Source organism: Seleniivibrio sp. (assembly GCF_021209385.1).
Taxonomy (GTDB): Bacteria; Chrysiogenota; Deferribacteres; order Deferribacterales; family Geovibrionaceae; genus Seleniivibrio.
Genome location: NZ_JAJOIL010000013.1, coordinates 64,868 through 84,862 on the forward strand (window position 1 = coordinate 64,868; position 19,995 = coordinate 84,862).

Consider the following 19,995-nt stretch of genomic DNA (forward strand, 5'->3'; position numbering starts at 1 on the left):
GCAAAAATAGGTTAATATATCAAGAATTATTGAGGCTGAATTTATATGATATTCTTTTTACTTTTGTGTCTATATAAAAGCTGTTATAATACACAAAATATAGAACAGGACTTTTTTAATGATTACCGAAAACGGTTTTATAGAACTTGCGTATTCCCTCGTAAGGATACGCGATCTTGACGAACTGCTTGACACTATGCTCGGAAGGATAAGAAATATGCTGTCCGCAGATGCCGGAAGCATATTCATTTATGATGAAGACAAAGATGAACTGATATTCAGTTACACCCAGAACGATTCTATAGATCTGCCTTTTAAAAAATTTCGTATGAAGGCAAACGAACAGAGCATTGCCGGTTTCTGTGCTGTGCGCAACAGCCTTATAAAGCTGGACGACGTTTACCACCTTGATAACAAATTTCCTTTCAAATTCAACCAGAGCTTCGATGAAATGTCCGGCTACCGTACAAAATCGATGCTGGTCTTTCCTATCAATGATATAAACGGCAGACTTATAGGCATTTTACAGCTTATAAACAAAAAAATTAAGGACGTTCCCGTTAACAATAATACCGTTGACGAGGCGGTTGCTGCATTCAACGCACAGGATGAAACCACGGCACATTCTTTGAGCGGTATTGTGGGAATGGCGCTTGAAAACGCACTCCTTTATGACAGCATCGAGGCAATGTGGGAGGGCTTCATTCAGGCATGCATGACAGCGATCGACTCCCGCGACCCTGTTACAGGCGGACACAGCGAACGTGTTACCACTTTGACTATGGCGATAGCGGAAGCTATGAGCGAAGACGATGTTTTTCCTGATTTCAACCTCAACCCCGAACAGCTGCGCTCTCTGAAATATTCCTGCATGCTCCATGACTTCGGTAAGCTTGTCATCAGCGAGAACATATTGCAGAAAGCAGATAAACTGTATCCGGGCATGATGGATGTGATCCGTTACAGATTTGCAATGGCAAAAGCGGTCGCAAAAGCGCAGGGCAAACCAAAAGAGGTTCTGGACGAACTTGACACGCTTCTTGAAAAGGTCTTTATGGCGAATATTCCCACGGTTCTGGACGAGGACACGGGTGCCGGTCTGGACAAATGCCTCAATTATATATTTGAAGACATCGACGGCAACAAACACCAGCTTCTCACAGAGAAAGAATATACATATCTCAGCATAAAACGAGGCTCTCTTACTGCCGCGGAAAGGGACATTATTGAGAGCCATGTCAAACATACCTATGAATTTCTGAGCAAAATTCCTTGGACAAAGGAGCTGAAACAGGTTCCTGCTGTCGCAGCCATGCACCATGAAAAACTGAACGGTGGTGGGTATCCATTCGGACTTCATGCGGACGATATTGTTACACAGGGAAGAATCATGGCAATCGCAGATATTTACGACGCTCTGACAGCTCAGGACAGACCGTATAAAAAAGCGATGCCTGTGGAAAAAGCATGTGCTATACTCTTGGAGGAAGCAGAACGTAATGTTCTGGATATTGACATTGTAAAATTCTTCATTAAAAATGAAATTTATAAATGTCTCGACAGGAGGAAGAATTGAAAACTCTATTAGTTGTGGATGACGACGAGAACATCAGACTCATTCTGAGAGAAGAGTTTTGTTTTGCAGGCTTTAATGTTGTAACCGCTATCGACGGCGAAGAAGGGCTTGTTGCTTTTAACGAGCAAAATATTGATGTTGTCATCCTTGACCTTGATATGCCCAAACTGACGGGGGAAGAGGTTGCCATGAAGCTTCATGCACAGGCGCCTGAAGTTCCCGTTATCATCTATACAGGAAATTCCGAAAGGCTGGAACAGCAGATAGGTCTTAAGTATGATGCTCTGGTTCTGAAATCCAGCGGTATCGACGAACTGGTTGCAAAGGTCGCTGAACTGGCAAATGTTTGATATTTCTCTTTACGAAAGTTTCCGCGGGAAATCCGGCGGAATAATTTCTCTGGATAGTGTCAACTCTACCAATATTTATGCTGTGTCGGGCAGTTTTCCTGCGTTCACCGTTATAACTGCGGAAGAGCAGACCGAAGGACGCGGACGCAGCGGGCGTAAATGGCACAGTTTAAAAGGTTTGAATCTTTATTTTTCTATAGTTCTGAACGGTATCGAACCGCAGAAGCTTCTGCCTATGAATATCTTTGCCGGATATGTAATGGCAGATACGCTCAGGGATGTTGCCGAAATAAAGATAAAATGGCCCAACGATATCATAGCCGGTGGAAAAAAACTTGCCGGAATTCTCATGGAAACATCCTTTTCCGGCGGTACGCTGGAAAAAGCGGTTCTGGGTATAGGGCTGAATGTTAACATAGACGAATTTCCGGAAGATATAGCACACATGGCAACATCACTGAAGCTGTTAACCGGAAGAAATTTTTTCAGAGAAGAACTTCTCGCTTCGTTTATGAACAATCTTGAATCAGGATATGATGATTTTATAACAAATCGTATAGATTTGGTAAAACTTTGGTCTGATTACTCCGCTTTTCTTGACAAAAAGATTTCTATACATAAAGATGGAGTGAAAACTCAATACACTGAAAGGGGTATTGACGATTTCGGCTGTCTTAAAGTTGAAAACGATCAGGGCAGACCTGAAACTATCGTAACCGGAGATATCGGATATGATTTTTGCCGTTGACATAGGCAACACGAACATTGTTATTGGTATTTTTGAAAAGGGCAGCAGCAATCTTGTCTGCAATTTCCGCGTACAGTCAAGCACCAGCAGAACAACAGACGAATACGCCGCCATCATTATGAGGCTGATGGAGAGTGAAAACGTTAAACCCTCCGACATATCCGGAGTGATAGTCGCAAGCGTTGTTCCCAGACTTATCTTTACATTTACTAAATTTGCACGCAAATACCTGGACAAAGAGGCGCTGGTTATAGCTCCCGGCGTTAAAACAGGTATACCTATAAAAATGGAAAACCCGAAAGAGGTCGGAGCTGACAGGATCGTTAATGCTGTCGCCGCAAAGGTGAAATACGGCTATCCTGCCATTGTTGTCGATTTCGGTACAGCTACCACTTTCGATGTTATCAGCCGTCAGGGCGACTACATCGGCGGTGTTATCTGTCCCGGTATAAAACTTTCGTCCCAGATCCTCCACTCTAACACGGCGAAACTGCCGGAGGTTGAGATTGAGCGCGTGGAAACCATAATCGGGAAGAACACTATTCATTCGATACAGTCCGGCATCTATTTCGGCTATCTTGAGATGGTGGATGGCATTATCCGCAGGATACTTGCCGAGGAGTTTGAAGGCGAGGTGATCCCTGTCATCTCCACCGGAGGTCTAGGCAGCGTCTTTGCAGATGAAAGCAAGTATATCAAGCGCTATGAACCTAATCTGACCCTTGAGGGTCTGAAGATCATCTACGAAAAAAATATTTAACGGCTTAATATCGAGCCGATGGCGGGGAATATGAGCAAACTCGGATCATTACTGAAAGATACCAGGGAAGCACAGGGACTAAGTTACGAAAAAGTCACTCAGGATACCAGAATGAGTGAGGATATTATAAAACAGCTCGAAGATGGTGGATTTGGGGATCTCCCTTCATACAACCACGCGAAGAACTTTGTTAAAAACTATGCAGAGTATCTGCGTCTGGATATTGACGATACCATGAATCTGCTTCAGGAAGAGTGTACCCGCGAAACCTTCACAAGCGAACCGCCTATCGTTTTCAGTACAGAATTTCCACCGAAAGAAGAAGGGGAAAACTCTTCATTCCTTATGAAATACGTCCTTCCTGTAGTTGTGATCGCACTTGTGATATTCGCCGGAACGAAACTGTTTTTCTCTGTGAGAGGCGACAAAAAAGCACCTGAACCGGTTGTTTCCGAACAACAGCAACCATCTGAAGCACCTGCCGCTCAACAGGCTCCCACTCAGGAAGATACAACTTTTAATACTGTTGACCCTAAAACTGTTGAAAAAACCATAGAAGAGGTCAATTCCGCCGATGAAAAAGCGCAGGCTGCGGCGGACGCAAATACAGAAGCTAAACCTGAAGATGCTGCAGCAGCAGACGGCAAAACCAAAACAGACGACACAACCAAAGAGAATAAAGCCGTTAAAACCGGCAACATGGCTATCCTTAATTTCGCCGACGTATGCTGGGTGCATGTGAAATCAGACACTGGCGAGGAGCTTGATTTCATAGCCAGCAGAGGCAGCCATAAAGAAATATCATTCAAACAATTCTTCATACTCGATGTCGGCAACGCGGCTGTGGCATCGGTCAATTTCAACGGAAGAACAATTGCCGGGCTGGGCGGATATAAACAGCCGGCAAAGGGTCTGAAGTTTGAACCGAATGAAAGCGGTGTGCTTAAGTACAGCGTTGTAAAATAAGTCTTGAAATAATCCGACATCAGCTTATTCTATTAAAGACAAGAAAGGTGTTTTTTATGCGTCAATTTTCCGTATCTGTTTATGCGAATGAAAATCTCGTTCTCTCCGAAGTGCTTGGAAAGCTTGAAGATGAGTTCCCGCTTCTGAGTATCTCCGTTTACGGCAACAGTCTGGCGCATACGTCGCTTTCCACTGCAACAAACGAATATGATGTTCTTCCTGCCGGAATGATAAGCGGTGGGGACGTACTCCTTGTGCTTTCAGACCCGAAAGATGACATGGAGGTTTTGGCACAGTTTGAAGGCGATATAGTTGACTTCACAGGAGCTATGACGGGCGAGGACGTTTACCGTATTGAAGAGCCGATAGCTTATCTAATAAATGCTGTTCAGATAAAACCGGAAGATATGGACGCGGTGGCTTTGCTTCCTGCGGCTGTGTTCGGAAAGAGCGGCGTGGACGACATGATAAGCCAGACAAGAGAGCTTTTCACATTCACGAATTCCGAGACGAAAGTGTTTGAGGAAAGACTTCCCTTTAACCTGTTTTTTTCCGATGCAAATACCGGATTTTTGAGCGGATTCAGACAGAAGATAATGTCTGAAACAGGCGTGGACGCGGACATCAGAATGGGAGCGATTTCAACCGGATTTGTTCTTGACTTATATTTTAAAAAAGATGTAAATAAGGACTTCGGATATATTACTGAATCAGTAGGATTTGTCCCGACAATGGCAGATATATGCGCAAGAAAGCGTCCTGTCACGGTTTTCAGATCAAAGAACAGACTCAGCATTGCCGGAGACTACATAAATATAATCGGTTTGCAGATAACCGATGCATTCAAAGACATCATTGGAGAATAAGTATGATATATCTCGATAATGTTGCAGGAACCAAACCTGACGCAAGAGTGGTTGAAAAGATGCTCCCGTTTTACACAGAGCATTACGGAAACCCCTCTGCACATTTCTATCCCATCGGTCGGGAAGCTTTCGAGGCTATGGAAGCGGCAAGAGGAGAGGTTGCCTCTTTTATAAATGCGAAAGCGGAGGAGATTGTTTTCACCTCCTGCGGTACAGAATCGAACAACCTTGCCATCAAAGGATTTCTTAAGAACTCCAAAAACACCGGCAAGCATATAATCATAAGCGAGATTGAGCATTTTTCAGTGGATTCCACTGTTACAAAGCTCATCAACGACGGTTATGAGATAACAAAGCTAAGGGTTGACGATTCCGGTCTTGTTAATCCCGACGACCTGAAAAAAGCACTCAGAAAGGATACTGCGCTGGTTTCAATTCAGCACACTAACCCTGAGATCGGTACTATGCAGTATACTGACCAACTCGGTGCTGTGTGCCGCGAAGCGGGCGTTGCGTTCCATGTGGACGCTGTTGCTGCGGCAGGTTTTTCAGAACTCGATGTTAAGGCGCTCAACTGTGATATGCTCTCCATCGCTTCACAGAACTTTTACGGTCCCAAAGGTGCTGCGGCGCTTTATATCCGTGAAGGCGTGAAGGTCAGCGGTCTTATGGACGGCGGACATCAGGAACGCGGCTACAGAAGCGGAACTGAGAATGTTCCGGCAATCGTCGGTATGGGCGAAGCGGCTCGCATTGCGAAAGCAGAGATGGGCGTTTGGGTTCCCGAACTTGTAAGACTCCAGAAACAGCTTTGGGACGGACTGGGCGGAATGTTCGATTTCCTGCATTTCACAGGAAACAAAGACAGACGCAGACCCGGACACGTCAGTTTCTGGATTGAATACATTGAAGGCGAATCACTGCTTATGTGGCTGTCTCTTAAAGGTTTTGCATGTGCAAGCGGCTCTGCCTGCTCGTCAAACATCCTTGCGGAAGATGAGGAAGACCTCGCAGCTTCATATGTTCTGACAGCGGTCGGTGTTCCCAGTGACATCTGTGCGGGTTCGCTCGGCATGTCCATGTCAAAGTATAACACACAAGACGACATTGATAACGTTCTGAAAGTTATGCCCGAAACGGTGCAGAGACTTTGCGAAATGTCGCCCATGTACAACAGAAAGTAAAGCTTCTTAAAAACAGGAGGAGAACAATGGCAAAAGGACCTTACAGCGATAAAGTTATGGATCATTTTATGAATCCCAGAAATATGGGAGAAATCACAGACGCTAACGGCATCGGCGAAGTGGGAAACCCCGCTTGCGGCGACGTTATGAAAATATTCCTCAAGATCAACGACGATCAGATATGCGAGGACGTTAAGTTCAAAACATTCGGATGCGGAGCTGCAATCGCTTCCAGCTCAATGGCGACTGAACTTATGATAGGCAAAAGAGTTGATGAGCTTCTTGCCCTGACAAATCAGGCTATCGTAGATGCTCTTGACGGATTGCCCCCTGCTAAGATACACTGTTCTGTAATGGCTGAAGAAGCCATTGAGGAAGCTCTCAAAAACTATTTCAAATCCAAAGGACAGGATCCGGCGGTAGTTGATGAGATGAAAGCTAAGATTAAAAAAGAGAATTAATACGGAGGATATACGATGAGCCTTAGAGAAAAAGTTGAAGAAGTTCTGGATCAGGTCAGACCCACACTTCAGGCTGACGGCGGAGACATCACTCTCCTTGACGTTTCCGAAGACGGCGTTGTTAAAGTTCAGCTCACCGGAGCATGCGGTTCCTGCCCCTTCAGCACTATGACACTGAAACACGGTGTCGAGGCAAGACTGAAGGATATGATTCCCGAAGTTAAAGAGGTTCTTTCCATATAACAAAAAAGGCGAACCATTTGGTTCGCCTTTCTTTTTTCAATTTCCAATAAAACTTATTTTAAAGCTTGTGCAGCAGAGCCTTAAGGATATCGCCGAGCGAAACAAGCCCTACGAGTTTCCCTTCTGCGTCAACAACAGGAAGTCTGTGGCGGAACTTCTCAAGAACTATCGTCGCCGCCTCTTCAACTGTCGCGTCCGCACCTATTGTTACTGCCGGCATATGCATAACACGTTTAATAGGCTCGGCGGTAAGTTCTCTTACATCCACAAGTGGTATGTACTGAGCCTCATTAAGAATGTCAGGCAGAGCCTTGGCGATGTCGGCTTCACTGAATGTACCGAGCACCTTATTGTTCTTGTCCACTACCGGCAGACCGGAAATGTTTTTCTTCCTGATGCGGAGGATAACCTCTTTAATAGTTTCATCAGGACCGGCTGTAACCACGTTTGTGGTCATAATATCACGAATTTTCATCATCACTCCTGCGTTACATCTGCATGGCGATCTCTTTCAATATGTCGCGCAGTATCACCCCATCCGGAGACTTAGGAATCATCCGCGTGAATCTGATATCGCCTGGCATAGCAATTTCGCCAATTTCGTTCAGTATTGTTTCTTTGATTTCTCTGATAATCTGGTCGTTGTAACTTTCGTCTTTCTTATCCTTCAGTACGCAGAACGCTATAAGCTTTTCGCCTCTTTTTTCGTCAACAATGTTGATAATGGCACATTCTTTAACTTTGGGATATTTTTTGACCGCATCTTCGATCTCCATCAGGCTCATTCTCTTCCCTCCGATGTGGAACACATCATCAAGACGACCTGTGAGGATCATATTAAAATTATCATCGTATTGCCCGCCGTCACCTGTACTGAAATATGGTTTCGACTGAGCGTCCTTTTTCCAATATAGTTTTTCAAATAATCCCGTCTGTCCGAAAACAGATCTCGCCAGAGGGGCGAACGGGGCATTTAAGACTATTTCACCTTGAGTATTGCTTATATCTATAACATGTTTTGAAGTTTTGTCCAGTAAAACCGCAGGCACACATGGTAAATGTTTACCTACGGTACCATACTCTATGTCGTTATATCCTGCTATTGAAGCGAAAATAGCACCTCCCGCCTCTGTCATAGAGTATATATCAAATATGACAGCGCGGTTGGAACAGAGTTTTACAGACACCCACTCTAAAAGTTCCTCGCGCATCTTTTCTCCTCCGGTTGCCACCATTTCAAGGGCAGGGAGGTTTCTGAAGATGCTCTTTTTCTGACTGGCGTTCATGAGCGACTGCAATGCGGATGGGGTTGTGTATAATTTATTGACGCTGTATTTGCTGCATATATCGAAAAAACTGTTAGCGTTGTCGATATTTATAGTGTCTTCGCAGACAAGTACAGTCTGACCTGCCATAAGCGGTCCGTATACCTGATACGAATGTCCGGTTATCCATGAAATATCTGCCGTACACCAGTAAGTGTCTGTGTCTTTTTTGTCGAACAGCATGAGGTATGAGAGATATGCCCAGAGCATATAGCCGCCGTAGGAATAGGTGAGGGCTTTCGGTTCACCCATTGCTGTGGAGGTGTAGAGCATAAACATCGTATCATCTGCGTTTACAGGTTCAATCTTAAGCTCTGATGCGTCGCAGTGTACTTCGTCGGAGATAAGGTCATGATACCAGAGGTCGCGCAGAGGCTTCATGTGTACGCGTTTTCCGGTTCTTGTCACCACGATGCAGTATTTCGGACTGTGGCTGGTTTTTGCCAGAGCATGGTCCAGTTTTTCCTTCATATTGACGTGTCCACCTGTTACAGACTCGTCGGATGTCACAATGATTGTTGGTTTGCTGTCGTTTATCCTGTCTGCCAGAGACTCCGCAGAATAGCTTGCATGGTAAAGCACATGAACTGCGCCGATGCTTGAGCAGGCGAGCATAAATACGATAAGCTCCGGCATATTCGGCATATGGATAAGGACTCTGTCGCCACGCTTTATACCAAGCTTCATAAGGGCTGCCGAGCATTTTATCACTTCGGAGTACAGGGACTGATATGTGTAAACGCTCTGGGTTCCGTCACTGCCGACCCAGATTATTGCCGCTTTGTTCTTTGTGTGAGATTTCAGGTGCTTTATAAGAATGTTTTTTATTGGACAGAGTTTTCCGCCTTTAAAAAACGTATATCCGCCAGTCAGATCTGCTGACACGGCGTGTTTGAATTTCTCTTCCCATATAAGAAAGCGGTTTCCCAAATATTCGTACATTTCTTCACTATCATTAAATGACTCAATACGCTTGAGTTCATGCAGGGATATCTCCGACCTGTCGAAATGGGCAAAATTAGCTTTAAGTTTTTCTATGTGCTTGCTCATATTAAGCTCCACCGAGATGCTCTTAATATAACATTATTTCGGATAGCATTCATAAAAGCAAACATATTTTTCATTTTTACGAACATACTCTTATAATAGCACAGGTGTGTAAAAAAAGAAGGCAGACTTTAAAGTCTGCCTGAAAGATTTTTATTTCAGATACAATGTTATGTCACCCGTTATCGGCTCTACATCCACATGACCTATTGGTGTGTCGCGGTTCAGAAAGCCGTCTTCCTGAACTGGGGTGAAAGAATATTGCAGTTTAACCGAGTCCATATCAGTTTTAGGGAGAACTATTGAAAATTCTTTTGCGCTTCTGTTTTTAAGGTTGCCGAGGCTTTTGTATGTATAGGTACCCATTTTTTTAAGCTGTGATTCGTCAAACTGAACACTCAGATTGCGCATGAACAGATTTCCGGTGTTTTTGATGCTCATCATGAGTATCTGACCCTCAGGAGCGTCTTTTATCTCATAATACACGGTGAGGTAGTCATCTTTTGCGGAATTATCATACCTCTCAGCAAGCTCTCTTGCTGGCTGATACTGCAGGGATGATACATCCATACATCCGCTCATAAAGAACAGCGATACTGCCAAAACCAAAAAATATTTTTCATTACAGGCTCCTTATCAGCCGGGTCGGTTGATGTAATCCTCGTGCGGATCTCTGTCGTCATCGTCGTCAGCGGGTTTTGATGCCGCGGCGGATGGAAGCGCAGGTTCTTCTGGTGCTGCCTGTGCCGGCTGTGCAGATGTTGTCGGTTCTGTCTTTTTGTCTTCGTATACAGTTTCTGACAGCTCACATTCTTTAATTGCAATTTTTTTATCCATTTCAAGGATATAGGAATAATCAGGTTCAAAGGTCTCAGCCTTAAGCTCGCCGTTTTGAATCATCTGCAAAACCTTATTGCCGATGACTTTAACGCGTTCGTCACGTTTCTTTTTCAGGTTTGTGATGTCGATTTTGATGCTTCCCGTCTTTGCGAGTTTCTGAATCTCTTCGACACCTTTTTCAAAAGTCTCTTTCAGCCAGCTACCGGGCATGATATCCCCCTTTACACGCTTTCGGGCTTTTCGCCCCATCTCTTATATAAGTTATGCTCTATTTCTATTATATCAAATATTTTTCCGGTTACGAAAGAGATAAGTTCATCAATTTTCGTCGGATTGTGATAAAAAGAGGGCGCGGCTGGTAAAATTACCGCTCCGGCACGGGTAAGAAGCGTCAGATTCTCAAGATGAATCAGATTCAGAGGCATTTCGCGGAACAGTATAACGAGTTTTCTGCGCTCTTTCATGGCAACGTCCGCACAGCGTTCGATAAGATTGGAACTGATGCCGCCTGCTGCTCTGCCGACAAAGCCCATTGATGCCGGTGCCACGATATACGAATCCACTTTGAAAGAACCGCTTGAAACAGGGGCGGCAAAGTTTTTGTAGTCGTGTAAAGTTGCATCTGCACCGATATCCGATAAAAAATCTTCTGCGGACTGATAATTTTTTTGAAGTTCAAGATTGATATTTATGAGTGCATCGGAAGTAATGCACAGGTGCAGTTCGCATCCGTGTTCGGGCAGACGGGTAATAAGGTCTTTTGCGTAAACAGCGCCGCTTGCTCCAGTTACTCCCAGAAAAACTCGTTTCATATCATCCTCTTTACCATGATGTCGGCAAATGTGAATATGCAGATGGTAACGCTAATGTATGCGTTCAGGTTGAAGAATGCCATACCGAGTTTTGAAAGATCGGAAGGTTTTATGATTGCATGCTGATACAACATGAATCCGCCGGAGAGAAGTATCCCGGCAAGATAGATATAGCCCATGTGGAAATAATTCCATGTATAGAAGAATAGGGCGAACGCGACAATGTGGAAAACTCTTGCCAGAATGAGTGATTTTGCAAGTCCCAGAAAACGCGGGATGCTGAATAGCCCTTCGTTTCTGTCAAATTCTATATCCTGACAGGCGTACACTATGTCGAAACCTGACACCCAGAAGAGAACCGCAAGTCCAAGCATGCTGATGCCGAGGTTTATGTTTCCGGTTACTGCCGCCCATGCACCGATGGGGGCGATGCCAAGCGCTACACCCAGAACTATATGGCATAAAAAAGTGAATCGTTTCGTATATGAATAGAGAAGAAAAACGAGGAACGGAACGGGCGACAGATAAAAGCAGAGCGGGTTGAGCATGTATGCCGCGAAGAAGTACAGTGCGAACGACAGAACGACGTAGAGTGATGCCTCTGCAACGGATATCTTTCCGGCGGGTATGTCGCGTTTCTCAGTTCTCGGATTGCGTGCGTCGATCTGCGCATCGGCGATGCGGTTAAATCCCATTGCACCGCTTCTGGCACCCAGAACCGCAAGAGCTATGAGCGCCACTGTGCGAATATCGGGCAGTCCGTTCGCCGCCAGAAACATGCCAGTGAAGGCAAAGGGCAGGGCGAACAGGGTGTGTTCAACCTTTATCATGCTTAAAAATGTTTTTAATTTTTCCAAAACAGACTCCGAAAGTATTATCTCCCCCTTTGGAAAAGGGGGATAAAGGGGGATTTATATTTATTAAGAAATCCACCCCAACCCTCCTTTTATAAAGGAGGGAGAAGATTTAAGATAATATTACATCCAGCATAGCCTCAGCGAAATCATCGCTGTCGTTAAGGCTTTCAGTGCGAACTATGTTCAGTCCGCTCTTTTTATATTCGGGGATATATTGTTCGTCAAGTTCAATGAGCGTTTCGATGTGGTCGGAAACGAAAGATACCGGCACGACTATGACGTTGTCAACGCCTTCGTCGGCAAGCCTTTTAAGTTCCTTATCGGTGTAAGGTGAAACCCACTTAACAGGTCCCGTGCGGCTCTGGAAAGCAAGCCCGTGTGATTTCGGGTTGGTTTTTGATATCAGGTACGCCGCCTGTTCGTTAATATGGTGAGTGTATTCGTCGCCTTTTTTCACAGTGTATTCAGGCAGTGAGTGTGCAGAGAAAAGGATGTGACATTCAGACAGGGGTCTATCCAGCTTTTCGGCGGCTTTGAAAATCCTGTCGATTATGCACTTGTTATACTTTTCGTTCATGTGCCAGTATTTTTTGACGATCATGTTTCCGCGCGGTTTGGGGAGCGGATTAAATCTGTCGAAACAGGCTCCCGTGGTGGTGTATGAATACTGGGGATACATGGTCGTTACATAGATATTTTCAAATTCCTGCCCTTCAAGTTCTTTGAGGGAGTCCTTGATATAAGGGTGGTAGTAGCACATACCGATGGAGCTTTCAAGCTCTCTGCCTGTGATACGCTGATATTCAGGTTTTATCTTTTCGAGAAGTTTCTTTAAATGAGGAAGCTGGGGGGATTGCCCGCCCAGCTTCATATATTCGGGAGTTACCTTTACGGAGCGTTTTTTCGCTATCTTTCCGGCTATGAAATTCTGTAAAAGCCCGCCCACATGGAAATCTATTATGGTGCGGTCGGAGAATAGGTTGAAGAGGAATTCCTCTATCCCCTCGATGCTGTCCGGTCCGCCCATATACATTATGTAGAGCAGGTCTTTTTTCATGCCAGTCCTTTAACTATTTTGACGAGGTAGTCAACGTTTTCAACGGGAGTGGGCGGCAGTATGCCGTGTCCGAGGTTGAATATGTGACCTTTAAGGGTTCTGCCTTCCTCAAGTATCTTTTCTGCCTGTTCTTTGATAGCCTCTTTTGAGCCGAACAGAAGAACCGGATCAAAGTTACCCTGAAGAACGTATCTGCCGTTGCCGAGTTTCGCATCGGCATCAACAAGTCTGGTTTTCCAGTCAACGCCCATCCCTGCGCAGTTGAGCTTGCCGATGGTGTCGTAGAAGCTGTAAGCATCTTTGGCAAAGTAGATCATGGGAGCGCCTTTGATGTTGTCGACAATATATTTAACGTAAGGATATACGAATTTTTCATAGTCATAGGGAGAAAGAACACCTGCCCATGTGTCGAACATCTGAACGACGTGAGCGCCTGCGTCAACCTGTGCCTGAAGGTATTTCAGGGTTGAAGATGCCAGTTTTTCCATCAGCACGGCATAAGCCTTAGGCTCTGTGTGCATCATTATTTTAATGTGTTCAAAGTTTTTAGAACCTTTGCCTTCGACCATGTAGCATGCGAGGGTGAAGGGTGCGCCGGAGAAACCGATAAGAGGTACGTCGAGCGCTTTAACGAGTTTTTTAACCGTTTCAAGAACGAAAGGAACGTCCTTAGCTGGGTCTATCTCGCGAAGTTTATCAGCATCCGCCAGAGTGCGGACGGGGTTTGCAATTACCGGTGCGGGGTCAAAATCCAGTTTGATACCCATGGGTTCAACCGGAATAAGAATGTCTGAAAAAAGGATCGCGTTGTCAAACCCGAAAGCGCGGATGGGCTGCAATGTAACTTCCGTGCAAAGCTCAGGAGATTTGCAGAGTTCAAGGAAGGAAACTTTGCTGCGCACTTCCCTGTATTCCTTCATGTATCGTCCTGCCTGGCGCATGAACCATACTGGGGGTCTGTCTGTTTTTTCGCCGTTGAGGGTTCTCATTAATAAATCGTTGAAAGCCATGTTTTGCTCCGAATTTAAGATTATATATTGATTCCTTAATTCCCGTTCACTGTCAAGTTCTTTTACATATTTAACCTGTAAAATACAAAAGATTCCTATAAATTTAGTATGTTATTCTTGCGTAATCTTACTTGCTTTGGTATTATCATTTTCCTAAATCTTCATATAGAGGGATATGATGGCTAAATTCAAAGTTCTTGTCACCGACCACATTTCACCGGACGGTATAGACATTTTGAGAGCGGAAGGCGACATACAGGTTGACATCATGGCGGGCATCAAGAATGCCGAGCTTAAAAAGATAATCGGCGAGTATGACGCGATAATCACAAGAAGCGGTACTACAGTTGACGCCGACCTTATTGAAAATCCGGGGAAACTGAAGATTATCGGACGCGCTGGCGTCGGACTTGACAACGTCGATATTGAAGCGGCAAGCATGAAAGGCATTATCGTTATGAACGCCCCAACAGGCAACACACTGGCTGCCTGCGAACTTACCATGGGGATGATGCTTTCTGTGGTTCGTAAGATACCCACTGCAAACCAGATCACAAAATCCGGCGAGTGGGACAGAAAAAGATTCATGGGTATGCAGCTTTATAAAAAGACCCTTGCCATTATCGGTCTTGGACGTATCGGCGGAAACGTTGCGAAAAGATGCAAGGCTTTCGAGATGAAAGTTATTGCTTTTGACCCTTATATCAAACAGACAAAAGCTGACGCACTCGGCGTTGAGCTTTGCGAAACACTTGAGCAGGCAATTTCTCAGGCGGACGTTATCACATTCCACACTCCTCTGACAGAAGAGACAAGAAACCTTATCACTTCCAAAGAGATAGCCAAGATGAAAGACGGCGTTGTCATCATCAACTGCGCGCGCGGCGGAATCGTGAACGAGCTTGACCTTGTTGAAGCCTGTAAATCAGGAAAGGTACTTGCGGCAGGACTTGACGTATTCGTTACAGAACCCCCCGTTAACCATCCCTTCTTTGAAGTGGACAATATATATGTCACTCCCCACATCGGAGCCAACACTCATGAAGGTCAGTACGGCGTTGCCGTAATCATTGCCGAGCAGGTTAAAAACGCTCTCCACGGACGTTCATACCGCAACGCGGTAAACATCCCCTTCATGAAGTCACAGCTTCCCGAAGAGATGCAGAAATATTTCGAGCTTATGGAGAGCATGGGACACCTTGCGGCGCAGGTTGTTAAGGGCAGACCTGAATCCATCGAGTTCACAATGGTCGGTCCCAAATTTGAAGAGGATTTCGGCGAAAGAACATTCGATACACCTTTCAACTTTCAGCCTTTCACCATCGCCGGTCTGAAAGGATTTATGGAAGTGGCTGTTAAAGAGAACGTTTCTTTCATCAACGCTCCTTATGTTGCCAAAGAACGCAGCATTGATATACTTGAGACCAAGACTCATTCATATGGTAAATTCAACGACCTCGTCGTTATCAAAGTTAAGACCGACAAAGAGGAAAAGACTCTCGGCGGTACGGTATTCAACGACGGCGTGGGAAGAATCCTCACATACGACAACTACTATCTCGACCTCATCGGCGAGGGAACTTACCTGTATTTCAAAAACATGGACAGACCCGGCATGATAGGCAAATTGGGAACCATACTCGGCAACAACAACATCAACATTGCAGATTTTGAACTCTCCAGAGAAGCCGAAGGAACCGCAGTCGGTTTTGTGCGCGTGGATAACAAGATTTCCGCAGACGTTGTTAAAGAGATACTTGCCCTTGACGGCATGATGGAAGTTAAAGCCGTTACACTTTAATGATAACACTGAATATCAATACATCGGCCCGCTGTCAGCTTGCGGACATCACCCGTGATGTGGAAAACAGGCTGGCAGCCCACGGGCTGTCTGATGGCATAGTCGTCGTCTATACTCCGCATACCACATCCGCTATCACGATAAACGAGAACGCAGACCCCGACGTTCAGACTGATATGAACGCATTTCTTTCAAAGCTTATTCCGGTTTCAAGAGATTTCAGGCACAGTGAAGGTAATTCCGACAGCCATATCAAGGCTTCCCTTGTGGGTGCATCGGAAACAGTGATAGTTGAGAAAGGCAGACTCATCCTCGGAACATGGCAGGGTATTTATTTCTGCGAGTTCGACGGACCGAGAAACCGCAAGGTTTATCTGAAGTTTATCGGTTCCTAACCGCAGACATCCTCACCTGTAAGCACCGTAAACTTATTACGTCCGGTAGACTTGCTCAGATAAAGAGCCTTGTCGGCGACACCAACCATATATTCAACGTCGGTATAACATTTGTGATAAGGAGTTATGCCTGCGCTGAACGTTATCTGAAACTGTTCGTCATTGCTTTCAAATATTGTAGCCGCAAGTTTTGTGCGTATCCTTTCCACAGCCATAATGGAGTGTTCGAGGTCTGTTTCTGTGAAGATTATTGCAAATTCTTCGCCGCCGTAGCGGGATGCGAGATCAGTTGAACGGATACATTCTTTTATGGTGCCGGCAAAGACTTTTAGCACTTCGTCTCCTTTAAGGTGACCGAAGTTGTCGTTGACCTTTTTAAAGAAGTCGATGTCCAGAAGCGCAAGACAGAAACTGTTGTTATACCTTCCTGAACGCTGCATCTCATCTTTCAGTTTATCTTTGAAATATGAGTGGTTATAGAGGAGGGTGAGACCGTCCTTTTTAGCCATCTGCTCAAGGAATTCGTTCTGTTCCAGAACGTTAGTTGATGCAAACGCAAGTTCAAAGATGGTTGATTCGAGTTCTTCCGTTTTTTCTTCCAGTTCCAGGGTAATGCTTCTGTGTTTTTTCAGAATATTGAAACGGGTTTCAATTTCTTTCGCCGGGTCTTCTTTCAGACAGAACACAAAGTGGTAATCCTGCGAAAGTTCGAGAAGCAGTGTGTCGTGTTGTTTTTCAGAGATGAAAAGGAAGAAGTTGTTGGTTTTCAGCAGCTCTCTTAAAGACGCGATATTGTCGTCTTCGTATATTTCAAAGACGACAATTTCGCGGTTGATATTCTCAATATCCTCGGCAGACATGAACTGGGCGAGGGGAAACCTCTGCTCTATCTGCTGTCTGGTGTGTTCGGTTTTAGCTCTTGCTGCAACTTTAGTGTTATTCGGCATCCTCGGGCCTCATGTGGGGAAATAGTATTACGTCGCGTATAGACTGGCTGTCTGTGAAAAGCATCGCAAGCCTGTCTATGCCGAGACCGGCACCTGCGGTGGGGGGGAGACCGTATTCCAGAGCGCGGATATAGTCTGTGTCCATCATGCAGGCTTCTTCGTCGCCGGCTTCTTTTGCGGCAACCTGTTTGGCAAACCTTTCATATTGGTCAATGGGATCGTTAAGCTCGTTAAATCCGTTGGCAAGCTCAAATCCGCCCATAAAAAGTTCAAATCTTTCAGTAGTTTCAGGGTCATCTTTTTTGGACTTCGCCAGAGGGGAAACCTCTTTCGGGTAGTCGATTATGAATGTGGGATTGATAAGGGTATGTTCAATCAATTCTTCAAATATTTCCATAATGATTTTGCCCTTGCCCCATTCCTTCTGCACTTTGATACCAATTTTGATAGCTGCGTTTTCTGCCGATTCTCTGTCTTGAAGCATCTCTTCGGTAATGCTGCTGCCTTTTATTATAGCTTCCTGCATTGTCAGTCTGGGCCACGGGCCGCTAAGGTCTATAACGTTTCCGTTAAAAGTTATCTCTTTCTTATTGTAGAGTTTTTCGGCTATTTTCTGGCACATTTCCTCAATCATGTCCATAAGACCGTGATAGTCGTTATATGCATTATACCATTCTATCATAGTAAATTCAGGATTATGTCTGGTTGACAGTCCTTCATTCCTAAAATTTCTGTTAATTTCAAATATTCTTTCAAACCCGCCTACCACGAGACGTTTAAGGTAAAGCTCTGGGGCTATGCGCAGATAAAGCGGCATATCCAATGCGTTGTGGTGTGTTATGAAGGGTTTTGCTGTGGCGCCGCCAACGATGGGGTGCATCATTGGGGTTTCAACTTCAAAGAAGTCTTTTTCAATAAAGAACTTTCTGACTTCCTGAATTATCTGGCTGCGTTTTCTGAATTTGTCTTTAACATCTTCATTAACTATAAGGTCAACGTATCTCTGGCGGTAGCGTGTTTCCACGTCTTTCAATCCGTGCCATTTTTCGGGCAGGTCGCGCAGAGCTTTTGTGAGCAGACGGAATTCTTTTGCGCAGATGGTCAGTTCTCCTGTTTTGGTTTTAAACAGGAAGCCTTTAATACCGACGATATCGCCCACGTCAGTAAGGTCGAATACGGCGTATTGCTCTTCTGTTATTTCGCTCTTTTTAACATAGACCTGAATGATACCTGTGCGGTCTTTGATGGTTACAAAGGCTGCTTTTCCGAATTGGCGAAGCGCCATGATTCTTCCTGCAACGTCGAACCATACGTCTTGTGCGGGCAGGTCTTTTTCCTCTGCTTCCACATATTTTGCTGTTATTTCTGCAATGTCGTTCGCTACTTTATGGTAATTGACAAACGGCTGTTCTGAAAGCTCTTTCAGCTTCTGCATTTTATCAAAGCGATGCTGTTCCATTGAATGTGAGATCTCCTGATAAGTTGATTTATTTTGACTGTTTATACCATAACTGTATATGCCAGCAAAGTGCAAATAAAAAATGCGTCAAATTCTATTTTATTTATTTGACACCGTATATAAAAATCACTAATCTAAAAAAGCAGATAAATTCCTTTGGCTTTATATATTAATTCACTTGAAATCTGTCTGCGTATAGTCTAAATTGTCGTGTTTGAAACGAAGAAAAATTACCCAAATCGGGGGTGTTTAATCACATGGGGCTTTTCGATATGTTCTCCAATGACTTAGCAATCGACCTTGGCACAGCCAATACTCTCATATATGTGAAAGGAAAGGGGGTTGTGTGTTCCGAACCCAGTGTTGTTGCCATCAACAACATCAACAACGAAGTTCTCGCAGTGGGCAGCGAGGCAAAAAGCATGCTGGGACGTACTCCGGCAAACATCGTGGCAATCCGTCCCATGAAAGACGGCGTTATTGCAAACTTCGAGGTTACAGAGCGCATGCTTAAGAACCTCATTCAGAAAGTTCACAACAGAAAATCACTGGTAAGACCCAGAATAGTAATATGCGTTCCCTCCGGCGTTACGCAGGTTGAGAAACGTGCGGTTAAAGATTCCGCCATTCAGGCGGGCGCACGCGAGGTTTATCTCGTCGAAGAACCCATGGCAGCGGCAATAGGCGCGGGACTCCCCATCGAAGATCCGTCAGGCAACATGGTTGTCGATATCGGCGGCGGTACGACAGAAGTTGCGGTCATCTCTCTTTCCGGTATCGTTTACGCGAACTCAGTGCGCGTCGGCGGCGACGAAATGGACGATTCAATCGTGAGCTACGTTAAGCGCAAGTATAACCTGCTCATCGGTAACGGAACCGCAGAACAGATAAAAATGAAGATCGGCTCATGTTTCCCCATGGAAAACGAAATGAGCATCAAGATAAAAGGCCGTGACCTTGTTACCGGCATACCCAAAACCATTGAGATCACCGACGCAGAGGCAAGAGAAGCTCTGGACGAGGCAGTATCGAAAATCATCGACGCTGTGCGTATCGCTCTTGAGAAAACTCCGCCGGAACTTTCCGCAGATATCGTTGACCGCGGTATCGTGCTTACAGGCGGCGGTGCGCTTCTTAAGGGACTTGATAAACGTCTTTCACACGAAACCGGTCTGCCTATCATAGTTGCGGACGATCCGCTTCTGGCTGTTGCCATAGGTGCTGGAAAGGTGCTTGACAATATCGAGCTTCTGAAAAAAGTTACAATAGACTAGGGTGTCGGCAGCGGGGC

At 45.1% G+C, this 19,995-nt stretch carries 22 protein-coding genes; 12 read left to right on the forward strand and 10 right to left on the reverse strand.

Annotation, left to right across the window (positions count from 1 at the left end; translation table 11 throughout):
- Positions 1–118 precede the first annotated feature (118 nt).
- Genes LRY47_RS03920 through LRY47_RS03960 form a run of 9 tightly spaced genes read left to right on the forward strand, consistent with a single transcriptional unit; the run spans position 119 to position 7,154 of the window.
- Positions 119–1,576, forward strand: coding sequence for an HD family phosphohydrolase (locus LRY47_RS03920; RefSeq protein WP_295222777.1), 1,458 nt, complete (start codon positions 119–121; stop codon positions 1,574–1,576).
- The gene (locus LRY47_RS03925) at positions 1,573–1,926 is read left to right on the forward strand and encodes a response regulator (protein WP_295222778.1); all 354 of its coding nucleotides are present in this window, start codon (positions 1,573–1,575) and stop codon (positions 1,924–1,926) included. The genes LRY47_RS03920 and LRY47_RS03925 overlap by 4 nt, the downstream gene beginning before the upstream one ends.
- Positions 1,919–2,674: a biotin--[acetyl-CoA-carboxylase] ligase gene (locus LRY47_RS03930; protein ID WP_295222780.1), complete on the forward strand. Its 756-nt coding sequence runs from the start codon at positions 1,919–1,921 to the stop codon at positions 2,672–2,674. The genes LRY47_RS03925 and LRY47_RS03930 overlap by 8 nt, the downstream gene beginning before the upstream one ends.
- Positions 2,658–3,434: a type III pantothenate kinase gene (locus tag LRY47_RS03935; RefSeq protein ID WP_295222781.1), complete on the forward strand. Its 777-nt coding sequence runs from the start codon at positions 2,658–2,660 to the stop codon at positions 3,432–3,434. Before LRY47_RS03930 ends, LRY47_RS03935 begins: the two co-directional genes overlap by 17 nt.
- 30 nt (positions 3,435–3,464) lie before the next feature.
- Positions 3,465–4,400, forward strand: a complete 936-nt coding sequence (locus LRY47_RS03940) for a helix-turn-helix domain-containing protein (RefSeq protein WP_295222782.1) — start codon at positions 3,465–3,467, stop codon at positions 4,398–4,400.
- 56 nt (positions 4,401–4,456) lie between these two features.
- Positions 4,457–5,266 (forward strand): hypothetical protein, encoded by an 810-nt coding sequence (locus tag LRY47_RS03945; RefSeq protein ID WP_295222784.1) that lies wholly within the window; start codon positions 4,457–4,459, stop codon positions 5,264–5,266.
- A 2-nt stretch (positions 5,267–5,268) separates the two neighbouring features.
- Positions 5,269–6,450, forward strand: coding sequence for a cysteine desulfurase family protein (locus LRY47_RS03950; protein WP_295222785.1), 1,182 nt, complete (start codon positions 5,269–5,271; stop codon positions 6,448–6,450).
- Positions 6,451–6,476: 26 nt separating this feature from the next.
- Positions 6,477–6,911 carry a Fe-S cluster assembly scaffold protein NifU gene (gene nifU, locus LRY47_RS03955; RefSeq protein WP_295222787.1) on the forward strand — a complete coding sequence of 145 codons (435 nt, stop codon included), beginning with the start codon at positions 6,477–6,479 and terminating at the stop codon, positions 6,909–6,911.
- 15 nt (positions 6,912–6,926) lie between these two features.
- Positions 6,927–7,154, forward strand: coding sequence for a NifU family protein (locus tag LRY47_RS03960; protein WP_295222789.1), 228 nt, complete (start codon positions 6,927–6,929; stop codon positions 7,152–7,154).
- 58 nt (positions 7,155–7,212) lie between these two features.
- Here LRY47_RS03960 and LRY47_RS03965 read toward each other — a convergent pair whose 3' ends face one another.
- The 8 genes from LRY47_RS03965 to hemE all read right to left on the reverse strand — a co-directional run bounded on the left by LRY47_RS03965 (position 7,213) and on the right by hemE (position 14,102).
- Positions 7,213–7,629: a CBS domain-containing protein gene (locus LRY47_RS03965; RefSeq protein ID WP_295222791.1), complete on the reverse strand. Its 417-nt coding sequence runs from the start codon at positions 7,627–7,629 to the stop codon at positions 7,213–7,215.
- A gap of 13 nt (positions 7,630–7,642) precedes the next feature.
- Positions 7,643–9,529, reverse strand: coding sequence for an AMP-binding protein (locus tag LRY47_RS03970; RefSeq protein WP_295222793.1), 1,887 nt, complete (start codon positions 9,527–9,529; stop codon positions 7,643–7,645).
- A 150-nt stretch (positions 9,530–9,679) separates the two neighbouring features.
- Positions 9,680–10,096, reverse strand: a complete 417-nt coding sequence (locus LRY47_RS03975) for a hypothetical protein (protein WP_295222794.1) — start codon at positions 10,094–10,096, stop codon at positions 9,680–9,682.
- A gap of 66 nt (positions 10,097–10,162) precedes the next feature.
- Complete coding sequence (locus tag LRY47_RS03980) at positions 10,163–10,576, reverse strand: hypothetical protein (RefSeq protein ID WP_295222796.1); 414 nt, start codon at positions 10,574–10,576, stop codon at positions 10,163–10,165.
- Between the two features lie 11 nt (positions 10,577–10,587).
- Positions 10,588–11,178: a UbiX family flavin prenyltransferase gene (locus tag LRY47_RS03985; RefSeq protein ID WP_295222798.1), complete on the reverse strand. Its 591-nt coding sequence runs from the start codon at positions 11,176–11,178 to the stop codon at positions 10,588–10,590.
- Positions 11,175–12,035, reverse strand: coding sequence for a UbiA-like polyprenyltransferase (locus tag LRY47_RS03990; RefSeq protein WP_295222799.1), 861 nt, complete (start codon positions 12,033–12,035; stop codon positions 11,175–11,177). Before LRY47_RS03990 ends, LRY47_RS03985 begins: the two co-directional genes overlap by 4 nt.
- 109 nt (positions 12,036–12,144) lie before the next feature.
- Positions 12,145–13,092 (reverse strand): ferrochelatase, encoded by a 948-nt coding sequence (hemH, locus tag LRY47_RS03995; protein ID WP_295222800.1) that lies wholly within the window; start codon positions 13,090–13,092, stop codon positions 12,145–12,147.
- Positions 13,089–14,102, reverse strand: a complete 1,014-nt coding sequence (gene hemE / locus LRY47_RS04000; protein WP_295222802.1) for a uroporphyrinogen decarboxylase — start codon at positions 14,100–14,102, stop codon at positions 13,089–13,091. The genes hemH and hemE overlap by 4 nt, the downstream gene beginning before the upstream one ends.
- A gap of 178 nt (positions 14,103–14,280) precedes the next feature.
- Here hemE and serA point away from each other — a divergent pair, with 178 nt between their 5' ends.
- Positions 14,281–15,903 carry a phosphoglycerate dehydrogenase gene (gene serA, locus LRY47_RS04005; protein WP_295222803.1) on the forward strand — a complete coding sequence of 541 codons (1,623 nt, stop codon included), beginning with the start codon at positions 14,281–14,283 and terminating at the stop codon, positions 15,901–15,903.
- Positions 15,903–16,298 carry a secondary thiamine-phosphate synthase enzyme YjbQ gene (locus tag LRY47_RS04010; RefSeq protein ID WP_295222806.1) on the forward strand — a complete coding sequence of 132 codons (396 nt, stop codon included), beginning with the start codon at positions 15,903–15,905 and terminating at the stop codon, positions 16,296–16,298. Before serA ends, LRY47_RS04010 begins: the two co-directional genes overlap by 1 nt.
- Here LRY47_RS04010 and LRY47_RS04015 read toward each other — a convergent pair.
- A complete protein-coding gene (locus LRY47_RS04015) occupies positions 16,295–17,245 on the reverse strand; it encodes a GGDEF domain-containing protein (protein ID WP_295222808.1) in 951 nt (316 codons plus the stop codon). The genes LRY47_RS04010 and LRY47_RS04015 overlap by 4 nt on opposite strands.
- Positions 17,235–18,704, reverse strand: coding sequence for a lysine--tRNA ligase (gene lysS / locus LRY47_RS04020; protein WP_295222809.1), 1,470 nt, complete (start codon positions 18,702–18,704; stop codon positions 17,235–17,237). The genes LRY47_RS04015 and lysS overlap by 11 nt, the downstream gene beginning before the upstream one ends.
- Before the next feature lie 257 nt (positions 18,705–18,961).
- Here lysS and LRY47_RS04025 point away from each other — a divergent pair, with 257 nt between their 5' ends.
- Positions 18,962–19,978, forward strand: coding sequence for a rod shape-determining protein (locus LRY47_RS04025; protein ID WP_295222811.1), 1,017 nt, complete (start codon positions 18,962–18,964; stop codon positions 19,976–19,978).
- Positions 19,979–19,995 lie beyond the last annotated feature (17 nt).